This is a genomic window from Gordonia sp. YC-XJ4 (assembly GCF_059511865.1).
In genome coordinates this window covers 5,288,883-5,311,269 of sequence record NZ_CM183447.1, presented here as the reverse complement: position 1 = coordinate 5,311,269, position 22,387 = coordinate 5,288,883, and the positions used below count along the sequence as shown (strand labels likewise).

Below are 22,387 nucleotides of genomic sequence, written 5' to 3'. Positions count from 1 at the left end.
AGTAACCAGGCCGTCAATGCTTGGTCCGCCGAGACCCGCCGCGCCAGTCTTCTTGTTCGCCGACGGCGTCGACGTCGACACCGAAACTCTTGAGCTGTGGCTTTTCTCGGAGGCTGCGCTTGAGTTCGGCGAAGCCCGGGAATCGCGCCAGGCCGACCACGTGATCCCACAACTCGAGGGCGTCGGCGTCGTCGGGTAGGCGGCTGATGACCGGCCCGAAAAAGGCGACACCCGTGGGCGGTTCGACATGGATGATCGGGGTGCCGACGTCGCGGCCGGTCAGTGCGAGGGCCTCGTCGGTCTCGGCGTGGATCTCGGCGTCGAGCGAGGTGTCGTCGAGGGCCTCGACATGGTGTGCGGGAAGCCCGAGTTCGGTCAGGACGGGCCGGAGGAACTCATCGGTGCCCCGGACATCACGACCGTCGACGAGGTAGGTGCCGGTGTGTTCGTCGAAGATCCGCCTGCCGAACGCCTGATACAGCGGGTTCATCAGCTCGCGCCCGTGCTCCCGTCGGACACTCGCGCACACTCGGAGCAGCCGCAGCCCCGCGGTGTGCCCGGCCTCGTACTCCGGCGGGAAGTGGGCCGCATAGTCGATGTGCGCGTTGAGTTGGCGTAGAGAGATGAACCGCCAGTCGACCGAATAGTTCCGTTGCGCTTGCACTTGACGCACCCAGTTGCTGGTCATCCAGGCAAACGGGCACACCGGGTCGAAATAGAAGTGGAGGTCGTCGTCGGCCATGAACCCCATTGTCCACGACGTGCAATGTATCGTGGCGGGATCACCCGGAAGGATGGCGATCCCGCCACTGTCGGCGTGACCTGATCATGACCGAGCATGAAGACATGACCCCGACCTCCGCGACTGATGATCCGATGACCGATTTCACTGCTCGCCACCTCGATCTCGCCGGCGACGAACTGACGGTGTGGACCTCGGGCAGAGGCCCCGCGGTGGTGTTGTTGCCGGAGATGCCGGGCATCAGCCCCGACGTGCTGCGGTTCGGTCGGTGGATACGCGATGCGGGACTGACCGTCTACCTGCCGTCGCTGTTCGGGGTGGATGGAGCCTACCCGCAGGCCGAGGCCGGCACGTCGATCATGAAGCGGGCGTGCGTGAGCCGGGAGTTCAATGCCTTCGCCGGTGGCGGTACGAGTCCGATCGCGACGACGCTGCGCGCGCTGGCGCGGGTGGCGCATGCCGAATGCGGTGGGCCGGGTGTGGGCGCTGTCGGGTTGTGTTTCACCGGCAACTTCGCCCTCACGATGATGCTCGACGACTCGGTCGTCGCTGCCGTCGTCAATCACCCGTCACTGCCGCTCGACGACCCGGGCGGTCTCGAACTGTCCGAGGCCGACGGCCGTGCCCTCCGTCGCCGGCTCGACGCCGACGACCTGCGGGTGATCGGGTATCGGTTCGACACCGATCGGTGGTGTACCGCAGCACGATTCGCCGCCTATGCCGAGCTGCTCGGCGACCGGTTCGATGGGCGCGTGCTGCCGGGGTCGTCGGCGAATCCGAGTCCGCCGCCGTTCTTCGCCGACGTCGTCGGCACGCCGCACAGCGTGGTGACCGCCCATCTCGTCGACGAGGCCGGTCATCCGACCATCCGGGCGCGAGACGAGATCGTGGACTACCTGACCGTGGCCCTGCTCGGAGGCTCCGAAACCGTTGCGGAGGAACATGGCTGACCTGACGCGTGTCGGCATCCTCGCATACCCGGGGTGCTTCGCCTCGGAGATCTTCGGTATCACCGACGTGCTCACCATGGGTGGCCACGTCGCCCGGGCGCACCACCAGGAGCCGTCGCTGGTGACCTCGATCGTCTCGCCGCGCAGTCGCGTCGTCGCCTCCGGTGACATCCCGCTGCAGGTGTCCGCGGCCGGCGACGACACCGACGTATTGGTGATCCCTGGTTTCGAATTCGTTCCCGGGGAAAATGTTTCGGACAGACTCGCAGATCTGGCGCCGGAGATCGAGGTGATCGGCCGGCACGTTTGCGATGGCCGGCCCGTCGTCTCGGTGTGCGTCGGCGCCTTTCTGCTCGGGGCGTCCGGGGTACTCGACGGCCGCACGGTCACCACCGCGTGGTTGTTCGCCGATGCTCTGCGACAAGCCTTTCCGTGCGCGGTGGTCGACGACGAGAAGCTCGTCGTCACCGACGAGGGGGTCACCACGACCGCCGCATTCAGCGCCATGTACGACTTCGTCATCGACCTCATCGAGAGCCGCCACGGCGACGACGTCGCGCGTCGCACCGCGCGGATCGCGCTGCTCGACGACGCCCGTAGCAGCCAGACGCCCTACGTCGACACCGCGCTGCTGCCGCCCGCCGGGTCGTCGTTCGCTGCGCGGGTACAACGCCACCTCGAGCGTCACCTCACCGAGCCGTACAGCCTCAAAGACCTTGCGGCGCAGATGTCGGTGAGTACCAGAACTCTGCTCCGGACCTACAAACGCGAAACCGGGGAGTCGCCGCTGACCTATCTACAGCGGGCCCGCATCCGGCGTGCGCAGCACCTTCTGGCGTCCACCGACCGCACCCTCGGCGACGTCCACCGTGCCGTCGGCTACCAGGATGGCGGCGCGTTCTCGGACCTGTTCACAAGGCACACCGGTATGCGGCCGAGGGAGTATCGGGGTCAGTTCGGACGTGCGTAGGGATCCAGCACCTCGTACACGGTGGCCGGTGCCGCCGATCTTTGAGAGTCAGCCCTGCAACGCACTCCGCAGTGCATCGATCGCGAGTGTGCGGGCCACGTTGGCGGCCTTGGTATCTCGTAGGCTGTCGAGGAGCAGGAAGTCGTGGACCATGCCGGCGACCCGCACGCTGGTGACGTCCACTCCCGCCTCACGGAGTTTGTTCGCGTACTGTTCGCCTTCGTCACGCAGCACGTCGGCTTCGTCGGTGATGACCAGTGTTGTCGGGAGTCCTTGCAGTTCTTCGACACTCGCTTGCAGCGGTGACGCGTGGGGCTCTGCCCGTTGTGCCGGATCGGTGGTGTAGGCATCCCAGAACCACTTCATTCCGTCGCGCGTGAGGTAGTAGCCCTCGGCGAATTGGAGGTAGGACGGGGTGTTGAAGTCGGCGTTGGCCACGGGGTAGAGCAGCACCTGTGCCTTGAGATCGATGCCAGCGCGCTCCTTGTTCATCAGTGCGAACACCGCCGACATACAACCGCCGACGGACTCGCCGGTCACCGCGATGCGGCTGGTGTCGAGTCCATGCTCCGAACCGTGTTCGAGTACCCATTGGCCAACGGCGTAGTTCTGCTCGATCTGCGTGGGGTACTTGTGTTCGGGTGCGCGGTCATAGACCGGGAAGACCCCGGCCGCGCCGGCGCCGACGGCCAGTTCCCGGAACAGTCGGTCATGGGTTCTGTCGTCCCCGAAAACCCAACCGGCGCCGTGAATGTAGAACACGACCGGCAGCTGGCCACTCGCGCCCTTCGGCCGGATGATCCGGGTTCTGACGGTGCCCCATTCGCCGGCGTTGACATCCACCCACTCCTCGTCGACCTCGGGTCGGGGGACGCTCTCGTCGCTCTGCAGGTCGAGCAGGATCTGACGTCCCTGATCGGGTGGTACCTCGTAGATGCGCGGGTGGGGATCGGTGGCGGCGCACAGCTCTTGCGCCGCGGGTTCGAGATAGGGGGGCAGGGGAGCGGGAATCTCGGGCATGGGGTGAGCCTCTTTCCTCTGGAAGCGTGCGTCGATTGCAGTCGCATCTGGCAGTTGAGGTTTTCGACGCGGGTGGTTGTGTCAGAACCGCGGCACGAGAATCGATGGTGGAGAATGCATTTCCCGCGCTGAGTTGCCGCCCGGAAGGCCGGGTCGGATCTCGGGAGGTTCGTTTCCTGTTGTGGACGCCTCCCGGCTCACGGTAGAACCCGAAGTAAGCGGTGTCAACACCTTCGTCGGTTTCGCTTCATCACGGCCTCCGTAGGGCGATCCCGACACGTCCGCCACCGACGTCGGTGCCTACGATGGGGCGATGCATGCAGCCGAATCGGGGGCGCGGTAGTGCTCGCACAACTCAGTGAGGCCCAGACCGTCGGACTGTCGCTGGCCATCCTCGGCGCGGTACTCGTCGTCGGGTGGACCGTGCGCATGAAGGTCGGATTCCTGCACACCTTGTTCATCCCGGCGAGCGTGGTGTCGGGATTCCTGGTGTTGATCCTCGGACCCCAGGTGCTCGGCCGGCTCACCGACAGCCACGGGTTGTTCCCCTCGGACGTCATCGAGGTCTGGCGGGTGATCCCCGGACTGATGATCAACGTGGTCTTCGCGGCCATCATGCTCGGCAAGACGCTGCCCAGCCCGCGGGCCCTGTGGGACGCCGCGGCACCGCACGCATTGTTCGGTGCGTTCCTGTCGTTCGGACAGTTCGCTCTCGGGGGTCTCGCGGTGCTCCTGGTCCTCACTCCCTTCTTCGGACTACCCGCCGAAGCCGGTTCCCTGTTGGAGATGTCGTTTGCCGGCGGTCACGGCACCATCGCGGGCATGGGTCAGGTCTTCAGCGACGAAGGCGCTCCCGAACTCGTCGACATCGGGCTCGGCCTGGCGACGATCAGCATGGTGACCGGTGTGGTCGTCGGATCGATGCTGGTGCGCTGGGCGGTCCGCCATCCCCGAATCCCGCTGCGCCGCAACGAGCCCCTCCGGTCCGATGAGAACTACGACGTCGACGACATCCACGTGGTCCCGGCAGATGCCAAGCCCGCCAACGAGACCGGTCTGCACCCCACCACCCTCGCCTTCGCCCTGATCGGCGTGACGATTCTGGTGTCGGTCGGCATCCTGTGGGGAGCGCGGGCCATCGTCTCCGCACTCGGTTCCGACATCCTGGACAAGATGCCGTTGTTCCCGGTGGCAGTCATCGGCGGGTTCATCGTGCAATGGGTGGTGACGAGAACCGGGCAGGCCCACCGGGTCGACAAGCGTGCGATCGAGGGGATCTCGTCGATCGCCCTCGACGTCTTGTTGGTGTGTGCGATCGGCACGATGTCGCTGGCGACCATCGGCTCCAACGTCCCGGCGATCGTCGTGTTCACCGTCGTCGGTGTCGGGTGGAGTGTGGTCTGTCTGATCTGGCTGGGGCGCCGATTCCACGGTGCGGATTGGTTCGAGCACGCCATCGCCGACTTCGGGCAATCGCAGGGCAATGTCGCGACCGGCTTCGTCCTCGCCGACATGGTCGATCCCCGACGCGAGACCTCGACCGCGAATGCCTATGGCTACAAACAGCTACCGTACGAGCCGTTCCTCGGTGGCGGCTTGATCACCGCGCTGTCGGTGCCGCTGATCGTGGCGATCGGGTTGCCGTGGTTCACCGCGGTCAGCGTCGTCGCCGTCGCAGTGATCGGGGTGTGGGGGATGCGCAGGCGTAAGTCCGGGGTCGGTGGCTGAATCGCCACGAATGTGTGCCGACTCGGGGAATGTGTGTCCTGCAGGACACACGACGGCGAAGTCGGCACACAAACGCACTCATCGCCGCGCGGGGTGGACGCTGCAGGCAGACTGGGTGTTACTCCGGGGTGGGTGCGTCAGCAGCTGTCACACCGCACGCTCCCGTCGGTCAAGGTTGGCACCGCGCATCGGCTTCCGGTATTCCAGTTCACCGGCGACGGAGAGCTACCCGGCTGGGGTCGAGTCGTGCACGCTTCGTGACCAGCTGGGCCCGCCACTGGTCCTGTCCAACGGGTGCATTCACTTCGGTCTCGGGGCAGCGCGGTGACAGTCGGTGGCGATGTATATTCGACGAAGTCGACTTTGAGATGGGCACGGTCAGCTGTGCCCCGGACACGGCGTCATCGGTGTAGTTACCCACACCGAATCGCGCATTATCCGCCTCAGCGCGGTCTATTATGGGGCGAACGACGTTGCTAGACAGGCCTCGACGCACTTTCGCAGCAAAGCCCTCGACGCGTTCCTCGTTTTTCTTCTCGTCGGTCGTCTGGGGGTAGCACCGACGAATGAGAGACGTAGCAGTACCTACATCGATTGCTGAGGAGCTGCCGAGGCCACGAATGCCATCAGAAGGTCCAGGCTAGATCAGAATCCGTCGGACCGGTCGACACAGAGGTGCGATCGGCAGCTGAGTGGCACTGCCGGGCGACCCAGGGGGCGTCGCCGAGCACATGGGTGCGTGGAAGGCTGCGTACGGTATTCCAGGTATCCGACGATGGATCATGTTTCCCTGGAAGCATATTCGCGCAGCGGCAAAGATGCGTCACGGGAGGGTGGAGGACTCCGTTTTCGTTGGCGTGGTCACTCGTCACCATGGTGCAGGTCTCCAGCGTGGTGCTCGTGCCCGTCGAGGATCCATCCCCCGGTCAGGGCCGACACGCCCATCAGCAACAGCAGGCACAGGGACCCGATGACGACCGCGACGCGGCGGTGCTGCAGCAGGTAGCCGGTCGATACGAGCAGTAATGCAGAGATCTGCGAGCGGCTGTGGCGAATACGGCCTTCGGAAGAAGTGGTCGGTTTTGTGCGCGCGAGGTGTTGGACATGATCGACGTCGGCGGTCAGATCGGCGACTTCGTCTCGGTAGGTTGCGGAGTACACCGACGAGGAGCGGTCGTCGAACTCGGTGACGGTGAGCATTCCGTCTGCCATGGCGGCTCTCAGGACGGTGGCGGCGTCTTCGCGGTCGCGTGATGAGGCCCTGAGTCGGATGCTCTGGACGGCTTCCGTAGATGGTGTGTCAGACATGAAAGACCTTTCGTGGACTGGCGATGAGTCGCTGGTCCGACCGCTCGTCGGTGCAGTGTCGCGGATCGCGATTCACCACGATGATGCGACCGGGCGACTGAGTCCTCGCTGTCAACGGCTGAGAGCGCTTTCAGGATGCGATGACTCAGCGTTGACACAGCAACTGTCTGATCTGATGTCGGAGACCTGGCTACCGCCACCCGCCGATAGGAGACGCACATTGAACATCGTCCAGGCAGTGATACTCGGTGTGGTGGAGGGGCTCACGGAGTTCCTACCGGTGTCGAGCACCGGCCACCTGACGATTGTCGAGGAACTGATGGGACTGACGATCGACGACGCGTCGGTGACCGCCTTCACCGCCATCATTCAGGTGGGTGCTATCGCAGCCGTGGTCATCTACTTCCGGCACGACATCGTGAGGTTGATCTCGACGTGGGGCCGAGGGTTGACTTCGGAAAGCGCTCGGCGCGAGCCGGAGTACCGCTTGGCGTGGGCGGTGATCGTCGGTTCGATGCCGATCGGTGTCATCGGCTTCCTCGCCAAGGACGTCGTTGCGGGTCCGTTGCGGAGTCTCTGGGTGGTTGCGGGCGCGTTGATTGCCTGGAGTGCGGTGATGTACGCCGCCGAGCGATGGGCAACACAGCGTCGCGGCGATCGGGGGATCACGATCCGTGACGGGGTCATTGTCGGTGCCGTGCAGTGCATCGCCCTGGTCCCCGGGGTGTCTCGGTCCGGGGCAACCATCTCGGCAGGACTGTTTCTGGGTCTTGATCGGGTTGCAGCGACCAGACTCTCGTTCTTCTTGTCGATCCCCGCGCTCACGGCTGCAGGCGGCTACGAAGCTGCCACCACCGCGACGGACATCTCCGGTGGAGTCGGATGGACGGCGACTGTGATCGCGACACTGGTCAGTGCGATTGTGGCCTACGCAACGATCGCTTGGCTGCTCCGCTTCGTGAGCCACCACCCCATCACCTACTTCGTTGGATATCGAATCCTTCTGGGGGCCATACTCATAGGCCTGCTCTCAACCGGGGTGCTGGCCGCCACCTGAGCGGCGCAGTCACCTGACAGTCGGTGTGCAGGTGACGCCAAGGCACTCTCAGCGGCCCCACAACGTTGACCGGGCAGGCTTGTCGTATGTCTCACCAGTTCGCCGCCCCTCGCAACCATGCCCGCTGTGTACGTCTATTGCCTCGTCGGGCTGCTGGTTTTCGGTGAGTCGGCCATGCTGCTCGGTCTCGTCCTACCCGGCGAGACGGTGCTGCTCGCCGGTGCTGCGCTCGCCGGCGCCGGTCACGCGACATTGATCGGTGTCATGGGCGTGGGGCTGGTGGCCGCGATAGCCGGTGACTGCCTCGGATATGCCTTCGGTCGCACGCTCGGTTCGCGTATTCGCACCAGCGCGATGGGCCGACGCGTTGGCGAAGCGCGTTGGCGCAGAGCAGAACGACTGACGAAGAGCCGTGGCGTCGTAGCGGTAGTGGGTGGACGTTGGGTGGGAGTTCTGCGTTCTTTGGTGCCGCTGGTGTCGGGCATGTACTCGATGCCGTTGCGACATACCTGATCTGCAATGTCGTGGGCGGCGTGGTCTGGGTTGCCGGAGTGTCCACGTTCGGTTACTTTGCCGGAACCACGCTCGGCGCATCTGCCATGCTGACGGTCTCGGGAGGGCTGCTGGGCGCCGCTGCCGTGTATGCGCTGGGCAATTGGGTGTTGAGGGTTCGTCGCCGCGCAGCGGATTTCGCCAAAGGCGTTCCGTCTTGACACAAGAACCGCGCGATCAAGGCTGCACACGACGCGCCGTCACGAATGATCGATGGTGCGCCGCAGTTCGGTCGGATGTGGCGGTGCGGGCACTGAGGCGGCCGCAACCGCAACGTCTCGCCCAAGCAGGGACACTGTTTGCGCTCGCCGGCCCGTCACATGCCGAGGCGCGTTCGAATCGGTCCGTGAGCGGTGATGCGGCCCTGCTCGATGAGAAATCCGGTTGTCGCGTAACGCTCGAGAAGGTCGATGTCATGACTGATCACGACCACAGCCATGCGACGCTGCGCGGCCACCTCGGCGATGAGGTCCATGACGTCGTGGGCGGTTTCGGTGTCGAGGGCCGAGGTGATCTCGTCGCAGATCAGTACCCTGGATCGCGCTGCCAGAGCGCGCGCGATGGCGACGCGTTGCCGTTGCCCGCCGGACAGTTCGTGCGGGTGGCGTTCAAGGCCCAGTTCGACTCTCCCAGGGACGCCGGGAGCTGGAGAAAAGCAGCAGTACTGACCAGATACATCGCCTCGACGAAGCGCAGCCCGAGCTGGGTGCGGGTGGTATCGCGAATGTTCGGCAAGATCTCGCGAGTGACCAGATACGGCAGGCTCTCCCCGCCGACCACGGCCACCTCGACATATCCGGTCGCGGCCACTCCGCCTGCCGCAGCGGCGAACACGCGCGCCGAGTATGGAGTTCCGACGAGTACCGCCACCAGGACGAGGCCCACGGTACCGCCGGCGGGCCACGACAAGAGCACCAGCATGATGGCCAGGATGGGTGGCACCAGCATCGCGCCGTCAACCGTCCGTTCGATGACGACGCCCAGCCGGGGGCGCAGAGCTGCCGTGGTCCCGAGAATTGCGGCGAGGAAAGTGACGACGACGGCGATCGTCATCGCCACGACGATGATCTCACGGCCGCCGACCAGCAACTGCGGCAACATGTTCCGGCCCAGGTGGTCGGTCCCCAGCCAGCTGTTCGCCGAAGGCCCGGTGAAGGGGATGTCGCCCCCGGTCTGTGACGTGTCGACGAACACGGGCGCCAGCAGGGCCATGCCGATGATCAGTCCGGCCGGGATCAGGACACCGACCCTCGCCAACGGCGACCGCGGGTACACCGCGCGCTTCACGCTCGCCCCCGAACGGCCCATGTACGCAACGCATCAGCGAGAATCAACAAACCGGTGATCACCACACCCGTCAGCGCCACGACCGCGGCCACGACCGGAGCATCGCGGTCGGTGACCGCGCCGGCGAGTACCGCGCCGACGCCGGGGTAGTTGAAGATCGTCTCCACGACGAGAGCGCCCCCGAGAACCATCCCGACCGTGGTGGCGAGCGACGCCGCGATCGGCGTGGGACTCCTGCGCGGGCTCGGCGATACCGTGTCCGGCTTTCGCTTGTCGTTGATCGGCTACTGGGTAGTCGGCGTGCCCACCGCACTGATCCTGGCCTTCCCGCTCGGACTGAACGCGGCAGGGGTCTGGTGGGGACTCACGTGCGGTCTCGCCACCACCGCGGCCCTGATGTTGATGCGGTTCGTCAGGTCGGCGCAGCGCATCGCCGGCAGTGCGTCGCCCGGGTAGCGCAAGACGGGATCGGCGCTTACTCAGCGTCTCCTAAGCGACCGTCCGAGAGGATCGGTCAACCATGGAGACCTTGCGGGGGCAACCGCGTCGGCCGCAGCTACCTCGTCGATGATCGCGAGGGAGCGCAGTGAGGCAACCGAACGCTATCTTCAGACCATCTTCGAGCTGGACGAGGATCGCGTTGTGCCGCGCCGGGCGCGCATCAGTTCGCGGTTGGGACACAGCAAGTCTGCGGTGTCCCAGAAGATCGAGCGGATGCGTGAGTCGGACCTGGTGCAGATCACCGAGGACCGGCGCATAGTTCTCACCCCATCCGGAAACCGATTGGCGGTGACACGGGTGCGTCGCCACCGGTTGGCCGAACGAATGCTCGCCGACATGATCGGGATTCCACGCATCGATGTTCACGAGATCGCGTGCGGCTGGCAGCAGGCGATGGTCGATGACGTGGAGCGACGGCTCGTTCCGTTGCTGGGCTATCCGGCGACCGACCCATGGGGCAATCCCATACCGGGCCTCTCGATGCTCGGGTCTCCGACGTGCCCGCGGTGATCGGTACCCCGATCTCCGAGCTACCACTCCACACCCCGACGCGTTGTGTCATCCGCCGGTTCTCCGAGTACTTGCAGAGCAACGTTGATGCGCTGGCAGCCCTTCTGGACAACGGGATCGAACCGGGTGTCGAGATCATGGCGACCATCGGTAAAAGCGCAGTGGTACTGGCGAATTCCCGCGCTTCGGCCACGGTTCCGCTTGCGATTGCCTGTTCGGTGCACGTCGAGGCAACCGGAACGTATGGTGCGGTGTGATCATCTTCATGAATTCGGCGAACGAGGCAAGAGTGGGCAGATGCGGGTTCTGGTAGTCGACGACGATCGTCACGTGGCGGAGACAGTGCGCCGGATGATGCTGGCCGAGGGCTGGGTGGTCGATGTGGTCCACGACGGTGCGGCCGGTCTCGAGGCCGCATCCACGGACCGCTACGACGTGATCATCCTCGACATCATGATGCCGCGACTGAACGGCTATGAAGTGGTTCGGGAACTGCGGAAGGCGCGGGTGTGGACGCCGATTCTGATGCTCACCGCCAAGGACGGTGAGTACGATCAAGCCGAGGCGTTCGACTTCGGTGCCGATGACTACCTCACGAAGCCTTTTTCTTTCGTGGTTCTCATCGCCCGGATGCGCGCATTGGCACGGCGGGGCGCGCCGGAGCGCCCGACCGTGCTGGAGGCGGGGAGTCTCACGCTCGACCCGGCGGCGCATACCGTTGCCCGTGGTGTCACCACCCTGAAATTGACTCCCAAGGAGTTCGCGCTACTGGAGTTCCTCATGCGTCACAAGGGCGAGGTCGTGACCAAGGCCGAGATCCTGACCTCGGTGTGGGACGCCAACTACCACGGCGACGACAACGTCGTCGAGGTGTACGTGAGCTATCTGCGGCGGCGCATCGACACGCCATTCGGATGCCGGTCCATCGAGACCGTCCGGGGTGTTGGTTACCGGTTTGCCGCCGACGGCGGAGGCTAGGCCTCCGAGGTGGGTACGGGAACCGTGAAACCGACCGCCGCGCCACCATATTCGGAGTCCCGGACCACAGTCTCCCCACGATGGGCGTGAACGATCTCGCTGACGATCGACAAGCCGAGGCCGGAGCCTCCCGATAAGCGCTGACGCGACGCGTCGAGTCGCACGAAGCGCTCGGTGACCCGCGACTTGTCCACGTCGGCAATGCCGGGACCGTCGTCACCGACCATCACGGTGACGCGATGATCGGGTCCGGTCCGCGTCATCGTGACGGCGATCCTTCCGTACGCATGGCGGGACGCGTTGTCGATGATGTTGCGCAACGCGCGACGCAGCTTCTCCTCATCGCCGATGATTCTCGTCGGGACCAGACGTGCAGTCACAGTCAGGTCGGAGATGGCTTCGAGTCGAACAACTTCGGAGTTGACCAGATCGTCGAGGTCGACATCATCGAGAAGCAGTGGTACCCCGCTCTCGTCCGCACGGGCGAGAAGGAGTAGGTCGGCGACCATGTGTTGGAGCCGAAGCGCATCCGGCAGCATGACGTCGGTCGCGGTATCGGGATCGATGGGTTGCTGTTTGCTTCCCGCGAGATCGAGCAGCCCCACCAGCGTGGTCAGTGGACTGTTCAGCTCATGAGAAGCGTCATTGACGAATTGGAGCTGTCGTTGACGCGACTCTTCGATACGGCCGAGCATGGCGTTCATCGTGTCGGCGAGTTGCGCCACCTCGTCGCCGGTCTGGGGAACCGGCACACGCCTACTCAGGTCACCACCGGAGATTTCCTCGACGCGTTGGCGAATGGAGTCGACGGGTCGCAGGGCTCGCCCGGTCGAGAAATATGTCAGCAATGCCATGACGATGACGATGACCGGGAAAACGATGCAACACAGGATTGCAACCAAGACCACCGTGCGATTGATCGGGTCCTCGGCGGCACCGACGAGGACTGTCAGCGGACCGTCAGGTGAGGCAACGCCGAGCCCTGCTGTCTGGAACTCCTCGGTCGTGTCGGTCGCGTACGCGCCATGGATCGTTCGTCGTTCGCCAGGGGCGAGGGCGCCCGACATCGGACGGTTGTACGTGGGTTCATTCACCGTACGGATGCGGCCCGACGAATCGAGAATCTGGATCACCGCGACGTTCTGGCTTCCAGTCAGCAGGGATTCGTCGATTCCCTGAATCCCGTTGGTGCGCAATTGCGTGGCAATCTGCTCCGCGCGAGTGAACGTGGCGGCGTCGGCACTGCGCAACAGCACATGATGGAGGGCTTCGACGACGACGATCGCAGCGATGGCGAGCGCGATGGTGACCAGGGCGGTGGCGGTGAGTGTCAGTCGCATCCGGACCGGACGGACCCACCCCAAGAGCCGGCGATGAACTCCTGAAAACGGCGACCGCACGGTCGAAGGAAACCACGAGAAACTGTCGAGACGCAATCGCGCAACTCCACAGCACCTTGCCTACTCAGCGTCTCCTAAGCTTACTCAGGCAAGGATGCCCTTCATGAATACCGCGCGATGGGCCGGGATGTCACGGCGCACCGTGTTGGGCGCCGGGGTCGGTGTCGCGGTGGGTGCAGCCGCTGGGGCCGGCGGTGTCGTCATGGCAGGACACTCCGCGCAGTCGTCGCCCGGTGTGGTGGAGTTCCGCGGTTCGCATCAGGCGGGAATCGCCACCGCAGCACAGGACCGACTGCATTTCGCGGCCTTCGACGTCATCACCGAGGACAAGACCGAACTCATCACGTTGTTGCGCTCATGGACCGCAGCGGCCGAACGCATGACCAGAGGGCTCGAAACCGAGCCGGACGGCGCGGTCGGTCAGGGCGCGTACCTTCCGCCTTCCGATACCGGCGAGGCGCTGAATCTTTCGCCGTCACGGTTGACGTTGACGATAGGTTTCGGTCCCTCCCTGTTCGGTCCCGATGCGAGCGACCCCACGCGTTCCGACAGGTTTGGTCTGGCCAGCCGGCGGCCGGCGGCCCTGACACCGCTGCCCGCGTTCGTCGGTGATCAGCTCGATCCGGCGCGGTGCGGTGGTGACATCTGCATCCAGGCGTGCTCCGACGATCCCCAGGTGGCGGTGCATGCAGTGCGCAATCTCGCTCGGATGGGTTTCGGCGTGGTCAGCGTGCGCTGGTCGCAGCTTGGCTTCGGCCGCACCTCCAGCACCAGCGCCGCTCAAGAGACTCCGCGAAACATGTTCGGCTTCAAGGACGGTACTGCCAACATCAAGTCCGAGGACACGGCTACGTCGGACCGCTGGGTGTGGGTCGCGAACTCGGACAACAACGATCCCGACCAACGCAACTCGGCCGCATGGATGACCGGTGGGAGCTACCTGGTGGCCCGCCGGATCCGGATGCGCATCGAGACGTGGGATCGTGCATCACTGTCCGAGCAAGAACTGGTGATCGGACGCAGTAAGGGAACCGGAGCACCACTCGGACAAGCCGCAGAATTCGACCGGCCCGACTTCAACATCACCAACGGTAGTGCGCCCGTCATCGCCCGCACGGCGCACGTGCGGCTGGCGCACCCGGACAATCTCGACGGCGTACAGATCCTTCGGCGTGGCTACAACTTCACCGACGGCTCCGACGGGTTCGGACATCTCGACGCCGGGTTGTTCTTCATCGCCTATTGCCGTGATCCGCGAAGCCAGTTCGTGCCGATGCAACGCGCGCTGGCAGCCAAGGATGCAATGAATGAGTACATCACGCACAACGGGTCGGCGCTCTTCGCCTGTCCTCCTGGACTCTCCACAGACGAATGGTGGGGGCAACGCCTGTTCGAGGCCTGAGCGCCGTTCTCCCTCAACAGTTCTCGCCAGTAGCAGCGCCTCGATTGGAACCCCGACATGACTCTCGTTCACACGTCTCTCGCCGGCCCATCCGTTCCGGCCCAGCTCTTCGGTAGCGGATTGATCGGGCTCCGCGAGGGGCTCGAAACGGGCATCGTCGTCATGGTATTGATCGCATTCCTGGTCAAGGCTGATCGCCGTGACGCCTTGAAGTGGGTGTGGGCCGGTGTCGCCACGGCGGTCGCGATGGTGGTGATCATCTTCCTGGTGATCCACTTCGGGACCTCGACCGTCAGCACGCTCGGTGCCGAGCTCATCGCGGGAGTCGCGTCGCTGGTGGCGGTCGTGATCGTCACATCGATGCTGTTGTGGATGAGCAAGGCCTCCGCGCACATCTCCGCCGACCTCAAGTCGGGCATGTCCACGGCGCTGACGAGAGGCCGGTTCGCGGTGTACGGCCTGGCGTTTCTCGCGGTGGGTCGAGAAGGGTTCGAGACCGCATTGCTGATGGTCGGCTACGCCGACAGCGTCTCCGGCGGACTCTGGCCATTGTTGGGGTTGGTCATCGGCGTCGCGGTGGCCGTCGCACTCACCGTCGGACTCTACCGCGGAGCGGTCAACCTCAACTTTCATGCATTCTTCCTCTATACCGGTGTCTTTCTCATCTTCGTCGCCGCCGGAATTCTCGGATACGGCGTGCACGCCCTCCAGACCGTCGGATGGTTACCGGGTGGGACGAACCTCGCGTTCGACATCTCCGCTGTTTTCGACCAATCCTCTTGGTATGGAACGCTCCTGGCGGGAATCTTCAACTTCCGACCCGATCCGACGGTGCTACAGGTGGTGGCCTGGGCGGCCTATGTCGGCGTTGTCCTGTCGCTGTTTGTTCGGTCCAACCGCATCGCGCGGCCCGCAGCCGGCGCCCGCGATGCCGAGACCTCCCAGACTCCGGCAACTCCAGACGCCGGTCACTGAAAGGAAATGTTCGAGGTGAAGAGAACACTCGCCACGCCGGTGGCGGTGGTGGCAGTAATGGTGGGCGTGCCTGCTGTGCTCGCTGCCTGCACGTCCAAGGACTCCGGTACCGGCAGCATCGAGGTGACCTCGACCGCAGACACGTGTGACCTGTCGAGTTCGACCGCACAGACCGGCAACGTGTCCTTCAAAGTCGCCAACTCAGGCTCCAAGGTCACCGAATTCTATGTGTACGCCAACAACAATCGGGTACTCGGCGAGGTCGAGAACATCGGCCCAGGACTGTCGGGGAACCTGACGGTCGAGATCACCGATCCTGGCACCTACACCGTTGCCTGCAAACCGGGCATGGTGGGGACCGGTATCGAGAAGAAGATCACGGTGTCGGGCGAGAAGAAGCAGAAGACCGACGCACCCGCCGACGTGAACGCCGCCAAGGCCCGGTACCTCGACTATGTTCGCGGCCAGGCGGCCGGATTGCAGTCGCAGACCGAACAGTTCGTGGCTGCAGTCAAAAGTGGTGACCTCGCTGCCGCCCGTGCGGAGTTCGGTCGGGTTCGCACCTTCTACGAACGTATCGAGCCGGTCGCCGAATCGTTCCCCGATCTGGACCCGGCGATCGACATGCGTTGGGACGATACCGAGAACGGCTCGCAGTCGTTCACCGGATTCCACCGCATCGAACGCTACTTGTGGCCGCCTGCGGCGTCCGAGATCGGTGACGCCGAGGGCCAGATCGCGCCGGCCGACGCCGCCAACGCCAAAGCCACCGACAATGCCACGAGCATTGCCGAGGTCGCCGACGGACTGGTCGCCGATGTGACAAAGCTGCGTAATGAAATCGACAAGCCGGACTTCTCATTTGAGACAAGACAATTCGTCGCCGGTCCACAGGCCCTGATCGATGAGGTTGCGCGCACCAAGGTCAACGGTGAAGAGGACCGGTACTCGCACTCCGACCTCTGGGACTTTGCGGCGAACCTTGATGGGTCGGAAACACTCATCGCCGAGATGCAGCCGATGATCAGCGCGAAGAACCCGGATCTGATGAACAAGATCACCGCCCAGTTCGCCGACGTGCGAGCGACGATCAACCGATTCCGCGACGGCGACGGTTACGTCACCTACACCCAGGTCGATGCGGAACAGAGAAAAGATCTGTCCAACAAGATCGATGCCCTGTCGGCTTCATTGTCGCAAGTGCCGGGAATCGTACTCGGGACGTGACGCCGTGGAGGGACGCACTTGCGAAGCAAGTGTGTCCCTCCATCGCCTGGGACAGAAAGCTTGGTGCCCGCTGAGAGCGATTAGGGCTCGGCACACCACTGATCTACCGTGCGCGATGTCGATTGTGATCGGCGCGAAAGGAGAGTCAACGCCGATGAGGCAGGTCAGCAGTGCCATCGAGGCCTATCTCCGCACTGTGTACAACCTCATCGAAGACGGTGTTCCGGTCCGTCGCGCTCGCCTGCGCGACCGGCTCGGACAGGCGGGCCCAACGGTGACCAAGGCCGTCCTGCGACTGGTGCGTGACGATCTGATCAGCGTCGGAGACGATCAACTGATCACGCTGACCTCCGACGGGTTCGAGATCGCCGAGTCGGTCACCCGACGGCATCGGCTCGCCGAACGGATGCTCGTCGATCTGCTCGACGTTCCGATCGTACGTGCTCATGATGAGGCGTTGCGATGGGAGCACGTTCTCAGTGACGATGCCGAACGTGGCATAGCCGCAAGACTACTGGGCGACCTCGACTCTCCCTGGGGGCTACCGATTCCCGGGCTCGACCCACGTCGCGAGGATACGGACATCGTGCTGCCGGGGCAGCGACTCGATGAACTCGGGACACCTCCGCACGACTGTCGTGTCACGATCAGGTCGATCTCTGAGGATGCGCAGGGCGACTCCGGGATGATCGACGCGCTCATCGCGGCCGGCATCATCCCGGGGGCTCCTGCACGCGTCCGCTCTGCGGCCGGGTGCTACATCGTCCACGGTCTCGACAAGTTGGAGATCCCGACGAAGTACGTCCATGCGATCAGAGTCGTGGTGCAGACGTGATCGGTGGCTCAGGTGAGTTCACATTCTGACAACGTGGATGAGATGGGCGCTGTCGGTAGGCAATTCGTAGGCATGGGTGCCGCGAAGTAGATAGTGTGAACGCCGCGCGACAGCCGTGATGCGAGACCCGGGGACGATCCCGGCATTTACCAACGCGCGCACCGTATCCGGATCATTCTGAGCTTCCTCGGAAATGGATTCGACGATGACATCGGTGGGCGCACGCCCGGCGACCAACTCGGTCAACGATGTTCCGGTGTGCGCCGGCACCACTCGGTTCTCCTCGCCATCGTCCGCCGACGGAATGGGGTTCCCCCACGGGGACTTCACCGAACCGTCCACGAGATTGCTGATCGCACGTTCGGTGTCGTCGTTGATGACCTGTTCCCACCGTATTGCTTCGGAATGCACGCGCGACACGGGTACCCCGAGAATGTCGGTCAGCATGCGCTCGGCAAGACGGTGCCGGCGTACGACGGAGGCGGCGATACGGTGGCCGGCGGGCGTGAGTTCGATCAGGTTGTCCGGTGTCGTCGTCAGCAACCCGTGTTCCTGCAGTCGAGCGACGGTCTCGGAGATGGTCGAACCAGCGACACCGAGCCGCTGCGCCACACGGATCCGGCGCAGCGGGACGCTGTCCTCCATGAGGTTGTATATCGTTCGCAGACAATTGATCCCGGCCGGGCTCACGGGTGGTTCAGGGCTGTCCACGTTGGTTCCTCCTGTCGAGGCGGCATCCGCTGATCATGGGCGTGGGCGACGATGGAATCGACATTACGGACGAGAATCAGCGCCGCAAGCTGCACTCAGTCAGTTCTCAGCCGCGGGTCGCATTCGCGTCTCAACTGTGCTCAGCCTCCACTAAGCGATGCGCGAGCAGGGTGGTGGGCATGAAGAGCGGTCGAGCGTCGAATCCGTCCAGCGAACCACCACACGGCGTGGGGTTGAGCAAGGTTCCCGAGGTCACCATCTACTTCTGGATCATCAAGATCCTTGCCACGACGGTGGGTGAGACGGCTGCGGACTATCTCAACATGACCCTGGGATTCGGGCTGCAATTCACGTCCGTGATAACCGGTGCCCTGTTGGTGGTCGCGCTCTTCGCTCAGTTCGGTGTGCGAAGCTACGTCCCCGCGATCTATTGGTGGTGTGTGCTGGTCATCAGTGTTGCCGGCACGCTGATCACCGACAACCTCACCGACCACTGGGGAGTCCCGCTGGAAGTGTCGACAGCCGTGTTCGCCGCGATTCTGATCCTGCTGCTGGCCTTGTGGTACGGGGTGGAACGGACACTGTCCATCCACTCGATCCGTACCCGCCGCCGCGAAGGGTTCTACTGGGCCACGATCCTCACGACTTTCGCGCTCGGCACTGCCGCCGGCGACCTCATCGCCGAGCGCATGGGCCTCGGATATCGGACGTCACTGGTCTGCTTCGCCGTGGTCATCGCAGCCATCTATCTGTGCCATCGGTTTCTCGGTCTCACTGCAGTGGTGGCCTTTTGGGCCGCATATATCGTCACGCGTCCGCTCGGCGCGTCACTCGGCGATCTGTTGACCCAACCTGCCGATGTCGGCGGACTCGCCATTGATTCGACTCTCGTCAACATCGTGTTCCTGATGGTGATGGTCGGACTGGTGGCCTACCTGACGATGTCCCGTGTTGACCGAATCGAGGACGATGTCCGCGACGGTGTGGCGCGAGAGGCGCGGGTACGGAGGTGAGTGCGCGCGCGCTGCTCAAGAGGGCCCTCTGGATCGGTGCAATCTGTGTGGTGCTCCTGGTCACAGTGGCCTTGGTCCTGCCACATTTCTCGGACGCAGATTGGTTGCCCGATTTCGTCGGCTGGGTGGGCGTTCGGCGACATGTCGGACGACCACGCTGAGCTTTGTCACAGCGCTCACGCGGTCATAGACGTTCGCAGTCAGAGTCATAAATGTTCGCGGGCAATCAATTCCACCGTTGCTGCCATTGCGATTGAGCTGACGGCAAGCAGTGAGATGAGAACGAACAACTGCATGATCGCCGCCGTTGTCGTCGACGCGCCGCCGAGAACCATCCCGACGAAGGCGCCGGGAATGGTCACCAGTCCGACGGATCGGGTTTGGTCCAGACCGGGGATGAGTGCCGAGGATGCCGCGGTGCGAATGATCTCCAGCCGGGCGTCGCGTTCGGGGAAGCCCAGTGCCCGTGCGGCGTCCGCCTCCCCATGACGACTGACCAACTCGTCGTGAGCGCGGCGGCCTGCCAATGACGTGGTATTCATCGCACCGCCGAACATGATTCCGGTGGTGGGGATGATCGCGATGCCGGTTGCGGGAATCACTCCCACAGCGACGAAGCAGGCCACGACGAGCATGGTCGGTACGGCAACGGGCACAAGGCACGTCACGACCTGACGAGGGGACGGACGGTGAGCGACGACACGACTCGCCGAAGTCCAGGACGCAACGACGGCCATGACCCCGACGAAAGCCAACGCCGCCGGCAACCGGGTGATGACCACGGCAAGGATCGCGGCCAGCGCGGCCAATTGGACAACGGCGCGAATCGATGCGACGGCCGTGTCGCGAGCGAGGACCGCACTCGTGGTCCAGTTGACAGCGATGGCGATGGCGATCAGTACCAGCACGCCCACCACGAGCGCCGGACCGAGGTGAATCAACGTCGCGGTTCGGTCAGTCACGAGACGGCCCCTTCGATGTCGGTGTCTGAAGACACTAAGCGCGCCTTAAGCCGCGCGCTCGTAGATTTGGCTCGGCGAATGAGAACAGCGTCGCCACACACTGATTGGGAGGTTGATCGATGACGGGAATCCTCGATCCGGTCACACTACTGGGTTACTTCGGCTCGTGGGCGTTGGTCGGGCTACTCCTGGTCCTCGCTGTCGAGTCAGGGATTCTCTTCCCGGTTCTGCCGGGAGACTCGTTGCTGTTCGTGGTCGGGATGGTGATCGCCGCCGGCGGGAAGGACGGGGTCGATGCATTCGCGCAGCTATGGCAGGTGTTGCTGCTCGCGCCACTGGCCGCAATTGTCGGAGCCGAAGTTGGTTTCGCCATCGGTCGGACAGTAGGTACCCGTTGGTTCGGTCCCGGCAACAGGATCCTGAAGCAGAGTTACGTCGACGACGCGCATGAGTTCTTCCAGCGACGAGGTTCGGCGACGGTCGTGCTCGCCCGGTTCGTGCCCGTCGTGCGAACACTCACCCCGATCGTCGCCGGAGCCGCTGGCATGCGCCACCGAACGTACTTGGCCTACAACGTGATCGGTGCGGTCACCTGGACGACCGTCGTCACCATGTTGGGATACTGGCTGGGCCAGTTCGCGGTCGTGCAAAAGTTGATCGAGCCCATTTTCGTGGTGATCGTGGTGGCCTCTGTAGCGCCGTTGATCATCAAGGCCATTCGCGCGAGGCGGGTGCGCCGTGCGTCTTCGGCGGTCTGAGGTCGACACTGTCGGGTCTGACAGCGGACGGTACATGGTCCGGACGGCCAACGCGCTGGTAGCGCAGCTCTGGACTCGATGCCGTCCGGTGCGGATGCGGCTGACGGTGGTCGCCGCCGGGTTGGTCGCTGCGACCCTCGCGGTCGCGGGACTTCTCATCATCGTGCTGTTCCGGCACGTCCTCGTCGATGATGCCGATTCGGCCACGTCGGCCCGCGCCGAACAGATCGCAGCGGCGGCGACCGACGAGGGGATCGCCGGGATCGATCGCTCGATGATGACGAACGGCGACAACATCGCCGTCATAACGGTCATCGACTCGTCGGGCCGAGTACGGCTGAGCAGCAACCCGACTCTGTCGCAGGCCGCCGCGAACCCGACGACCCGGGACCCGTCGCGTCACGACGGCGATGTGTCACGCGTGCAGGCGCATGATCTACGGCTCGCGACCACGCAGGTCGCCACACCCGACGGGGAACTCACCATCGAGGTCGGCGCCGCCGAGGGACCCATTCATGCTGCAGTCGGAGCCGTGGCGTTGATCTGCGCAATCGTGTTCCCACTCGTGGTGATCGGTATGGCACTGCTGACCCACCACTTCGTCGGTCGTGCGCTACGGCCGGTCGATGACATTCGGCGGCGCGTCGATGCGATCTCCGGAGGTGACCTCGCCCATCGCGTTCCCGTCCCCGGTACCGGGGACGAGATCGCGACTCTCGCATCAACCATGAATGCCATGCTCGATCGAATTGAGACCGCTCGAACGCAGCAATTGCGATTCGTAAACGACGCCTCTCATGAACTGAACAGCCCATTGACGACCGTGGTCGGGCTGCTCGACCTGTGCCGCGTCACCAGGGAACCGATCGATGCGGATACCGCGTCGACGGTGTTGTTTCCCGAGGCGCAGCGTCTGCAACATATGGTTGCCGACCTTCTGCTTCTGGCGCGCTCGGATGAGCGCGGCCTCCAGCTCCGAGTGAGCTCTGTGGACCTCGACGATCTGTTGAGCGAGGAGGTCGCCCGGCTGGAGGCCATCTCCGCCCTCGACATCGAGGCGGCGGTTGTGCCTGTACAGCTCAACGCGGATTCCGAAAAGGTTCGGCGTGCACTGCGCAACATCATCGACAACGGTGCGCGTCATGCGAGAAGCAGGCTGGTCGTCGAGATGACTACCGAATCCCCGACAGATACGGTGCGGGTCTTGGTGTCCGACGACGGTCCCGGCATCGCCGATGCCGACAAGTCGAGAGTCATCGATCGATTCGTCCGTTTGGACCCCGCTCGTTCCCGGACCGCCGGGCAAGCAGGGCTGGGATTGGCCATCACGGCCGAGATCATCCACGCGCATGGCGGCGAAGTCATCATCGACGATTCGGCAATGGGTGGCGCTTCGGTGGGATTCACCCTTCCGCTGCGGTGCATCGTGCCCGTGTCACAACATTAAGCCGCGCTGAGTCCGATTGGCGTAAGTCTGGTTGCCGGAACAAGTTGGCCGACC

General features: G+C 64.1%; 25 protein-coding genes. 16 read left to right on the top strand and 9 right to left on the bottom strand.

The window, feature by feature from the left end:
* Positions 1-13: 13 nt before the first annotated feature.
* Complete coding sequence (locus AC5ZH6_RS23645; RefSeq protein ID WP_496167894.1) at positions 14-751, bottom strand: mycothiol-dependent nitroreductase Rv2466c family protein; 738 nt, start codon at positions 749-751, stop codon at positions 14-16.
* Between the two features lie 95 nt (positions 752-846).
* On the opposite strand from AC5ZH6_RS23645, the gene AC5ZH6_RS23640 reads away from it, so the two are divergent.
* Entirely contained in the window at positions 847-1,692 is an 846-nt protein-coding gene (locus AC5ZH6_RS23640; RefSeq protein WP_035728638.1) for a dienelactone hydrolase family protein, read from the top strand.
* Complete coding sequence (locus tag AC5ZH6_RS23635; protein ID WP_006371782.1) at positions 1,685-2,662, top strand: GlxA family transcriptional regulator; 978 nt, start codon at positions 1,685-1,687, stop codon at positions 2,660-2,662. The genes AC5ZH6_RS23640 and AC5ZH6_RS23635 overlap by 8 nt, the downstream gene beginning before the upstream one ends.
* A gap of 48 nt (positions 2,663-2,710) precedes the next feature.
* Here the strand turns inward: AC5ZH6_RS23635 and AC5ZH6_RS23630 are convergent, their stop codons facing one another.
* A complete protein-coding gene (locus tag AC5ZH6_RS23630) occupies positions 2,711-3,682 on the bottom strand; it encodes an alpha/beta hydrolase (protein WP_006371783.1) in 972 nt (323 codons plus the stop codon).
* Between the two features lie 342 nt (positions 3,683-4,024).
* Here AC5ZH6_RS23630 and AC5ZH6_RS23625 point away from each other — a divergent pair, with 342 nt between their 5' ends.
* Positions 4,025-5,410 carry a sodium/glutamate symporter gene (locus tag AC5ZH6_RS23625; protein ID WP_006371784.1) on the top strand — a complete coding sequence of 462 codons (1,386 nt, stop codon included), beginning with the start codon at positions 4,025-4,027 and terminating at the stop codon, positions 5,408-5,410.
* An 861-nt stretch (positions 5,411-6,271) separates the two neighbouring features.
* Here the strand turns inward: AC5ZH6_RS23625 and AC5ZH6_RS23620 are convergent.
* Positions 6,272-6,718: a DUF1707 SHOCT-like domain-containing protein gene (locus AC5ZH6_RS23620; protein ID WP_079930999.1), complete on the bottom strand. Its 447-nt coding sequence runs from the start codon at positions 6,716-6,718 to the stop codon at positions 6,272-6,274.
* A 220-nt stretch (positions 6,719-6,938) separates the two neighbouring features.
* Between AC5ZH6_RS23620 and AC5ZH6_RS23615 the strand changes: the two genes are divergently transcribed.
* The gene (locus AC5ZH6_RS23615) at positions 6,939-7,775 is read left to right on the top strand and encodes an undecaprenyl-diphosphate phosphatase (RefSeq protein WP_079930998.1); all 837 of its coding nucleotides are present in this window, start codon (positions 6,939-6,941) and stop codon (positions 7,773-7,775) included.
* A 117-nt stretch (positions 7,776-7,892) separates the two neighbouring features.
* Positions 7,893-8,288 carry a DedA family protein gene (locus tag AC5ZH6_RS23610; RefSeq protein ID WP_288336048.1) on the top strand — a complete coding sequence of 132 codons (396 nt, stop codon included), beginning with the start codon at positions 7,893-7,895 and terminating at the stop codon, positions 8,286-8,288.
* 355 nt (positions 8,289-8,643) lie between these two features.
* On the opposite strand, the gene AC5ZH6_RS23605 is transcribed toward AC5ZH6_RS23610, so the two are convergent.
* From AC5ZH6_RS23605 to AC5ZH6_RS23595, 3 genes are read right to left on the bottom strand one after another with little or no spacing between them, the layout of a single operon-like run.
* Positions 8,644-8,889 (bottom strand): ABC transporter ATP-binding protein, encoded by a 246-nt coding sequence (locus AC5ZH6_RS23605; protein ID WP_288336131.1) that lies wholly within the window; start codon positions 8,887-8,889, stop codon positions 8,644-8,646.
* Positions 8,853-9,614, bottom strand: coding sequence for an ABC transporter permease subunit (locus AC5ZH6_RS23600; protein ID WP_288336045.1), 762 nt, complete (start codon positions 9,612-9,614; stop codon positions 8,853-8,855). Before AC5ZH6_RS23600 ends, AC5ZH6_RS23605 begins: the two co-directional genes overlap by 37 nt.
* On the bottom strand, positions 9,611-9,805 hold the full coding sequence (locus AC5ZH6_RS23595) for an ABC transporter permease subunit (protein WP_020169905.1): 195 nt from the start codon (positions 9,803-9,805) through the stop codon (positions 9,611-9,613). Before AC5ZH6_RS23595 ends, AC5ZH6_RS23600 begins: the two co-directional genes overlap by 4 nt.
* A gap of 7 nt (positions 9,806-9,812) precedes the next feature.
* Here AC5ZH6_RS23595 and AC5ZH6_RS23590 point away from each other — a divergent pair, with 7 nt between their 5' ends.
* The 4 genes from AC5ZH6_RS23590 to AC5ZH6_RS23575 all read left to right on the top strand — a co-directional run bounded on the left by AC5ZH6_RS23590 (position 9,813) and on the right by AC5ZH6_RS23575 (position 11,603).
* Positions 9,813-10,070, top strand: coding sequence for a hypothetical protein (locus tag AC5ZH6_RS23590; protein ID WP_370530154.1), 258 nt, complete (start codon positions 9,813-9,815; stop codon positions 10,068-10,070).
* Between the two features lie 111 nt (positions 10,071-10,181).
* Positions 10,182-10,625 carry a metal-dependent transcriptional regulator gene (locus AC5ZH6_RS23585; RefSeq protein ID WP_253194080.1) on the top strand — a complete coding sequence of 148 codons (444 nt, stop codon included), beginning with the start codon at positions 10,182-10,184 and terminating at the stop codon, positions 10,623-10,625.
* Positions 10,613-10,882: a hypothetical protein gene (locus AC5ZH6_RS23580; RefSeq protein WP_288336042.1), complete on the top strand. Its 270-nt coding sequence runs from the start codon at positions 10,613-10,615 to the stop codon at positions 10,880-10,882. Before AC5ZH6_RS23585 ends, AC5ZH6_RS23580 begins: the two co-directional genes overlap by 13 nt.
* 40 nt (positions 10,883-10,922) lie before the next feature.
* Positions 10,923-11,603 (top strand): response regulator transcription factor, encoded by a 681-nt coding sequence (locus tag AC5ZH6_RS23575; protein ID WP_026919844.1) that lies wholly within the window; start codon positions 10,923-10,925, stop codon positions 11,601-11,603.
* On the opposite strand, the gene AC5ZH6_RS23570 is transcribed toward AC5ZH6_RS23575, so the two are convergent.
* On the bottom strand, positions 11,600-12,967 hold the full coding sequence (locus tag AC5ZH6_RS23570; protein ID WP_020169909.1) for an ATP-binding protein: 1,368 nt from the start codon (positions 12,965-12,967) through the stop codon (positions 11,600-11,602). The two genes, AC5ZH6_RS23575 and AC5ZH6_RS23570, sit on opposite strands and share 4 nt — an antisense overlap.
* A gap of 130 nt (positions 12,968-13,097) precedes the next feature.
* On the opposite strand from AC5ZH6_RS23570, the gene efeB reads away from it, so the two are divergent.
* From efeB to AC5ZH6_RS23550, 4 genes are all read left to right on the top strand, one after another.
* Positions 13,098-14,405: an iron uptake transporter deferrochelatase/peroxidase subunit gene (gene efeB / locus AC5ZH6_RS23565; RefSeq protein ID WP_288336037.1), complete on the top strand. Its 1,308-nt coding sequence runs from the start codon at positions 13,098-13,100 to the stop codon at positions 14,403-14,405.
* A 57-nt stretch (positions 14,406-14,462) separates the two neighbouring features.
* Positions 14,463-15,380, top strand: a complete 918-nt coding sequence (efeU, locus tag AC5ZH6_RS23560) for an iron uptake transporter permease EfeU (protein WP_288336035.1) — start codon at positions 14,463-14,465, stop codon at positions 15,378-15,380.
* A 57-nt stretch (positions 15,381-15,437) separates the two neighbouring features.
* A complete protein-coding gene (efeO, locus tag AC5ZH6_RS23555) occupies positions 15,438-16,607 on the top strand; it encodes an iron uptake system protein EfeO (protein ID WP_455410360.1) in 1,170 nt (389 codons plus the stop codon).
* 154 nt (positions 16,608-16,761) lie between these two features.
* A complete protein-coding gene (locus AC5ZH6_RS23550) occupies positions 16,762-17,442 on the top strand; it encodes a metal-dependent transcriptional regulator (RefSeq protein ID WP_288336031.1) in 681 nt (226 codons plus the stop codon).
* A gap of 18 nt (positions 17,443-17,460) precedes the next feature.
* Here the strand turns inward: AC5ZH6_RS23550 and AC5ZH6_RS23545 are convergent, their stop codons facing one another.
* Positions 17,461-18,132: a metal-dependent transcriptional regulator gene (locus AC5ZH6_RS23545; protein ID WP_288336130.1), complete on the bottom strand. Its 672-nt coding sequence runs from the start codon at positions 18,130-18,132 to the stop codon at positions 17,461-17,463.
* A gap of 200 nt (positions 18,133-18,332) precedes the next feature.
* Here AC5ZH6_RS23545 and AC5ZH6_RS23540 point away from each other — a divergent pair, with 200 nt between their 5' ends.
* Positions 18,333-19,166 carry a COG4705 family protein gene (locus tag AC5ZH6_RS23540; RefSeq protein WP_288336029.1) on the top strand — a complete coding sequence of 278 codons (834 nt, stop codon included), beginning with the start codon at positions 18,333-18,335 and terminating at the stop codon, positions 19,164-19,166.
* Positions 19,167-19,372: 206 nt separating this feature from the next.
* Here the strand turns inward: AC5ZH6_RS23540 and AC5ZH6_RS23535 are convergent, their stop codons facing one another.
* Positions 19,373-20,128, bottom strand: coding sequence for an ABC transporter permease (locus AC5ZH6_RS23535; protein WP_014361635.1), 756 nt, complete (start codon positions 20,126-20,128; stop codon positions 19,373-19,375).
* 119 nt (positions 20,129-20,247) lie between these two features.
* Between AC5ZH6_RS23535 and AC5ZH6_RS23530 the strand changes: the two genes are divergently transcribed.
* A complete protein-coding gene (locus AC5ZH6_RS23530) occupies positions 20,248-20,886 on the top strand; it encodes a VTT domain-containing protein (RefSeq protein WP_288336024.1) in 639 nt (212 codons plus the stop codon).
* Positions 20,887-20,920: 34 nt separating this feature from the next.
* On the top strand, positions 20,921-22,333 hold the full coding sequence (locus AC5ZH6_RS23525) for a sensor histidine kinase (protein WP_006371816.1): 1,413 nt from the start codon (positions 20,921-20,923) through the stop codon (positions 22,331-22,333).
* The last annotated feature ends 54 nt before the right edge of the window (positions 22,334-22,387 follow it).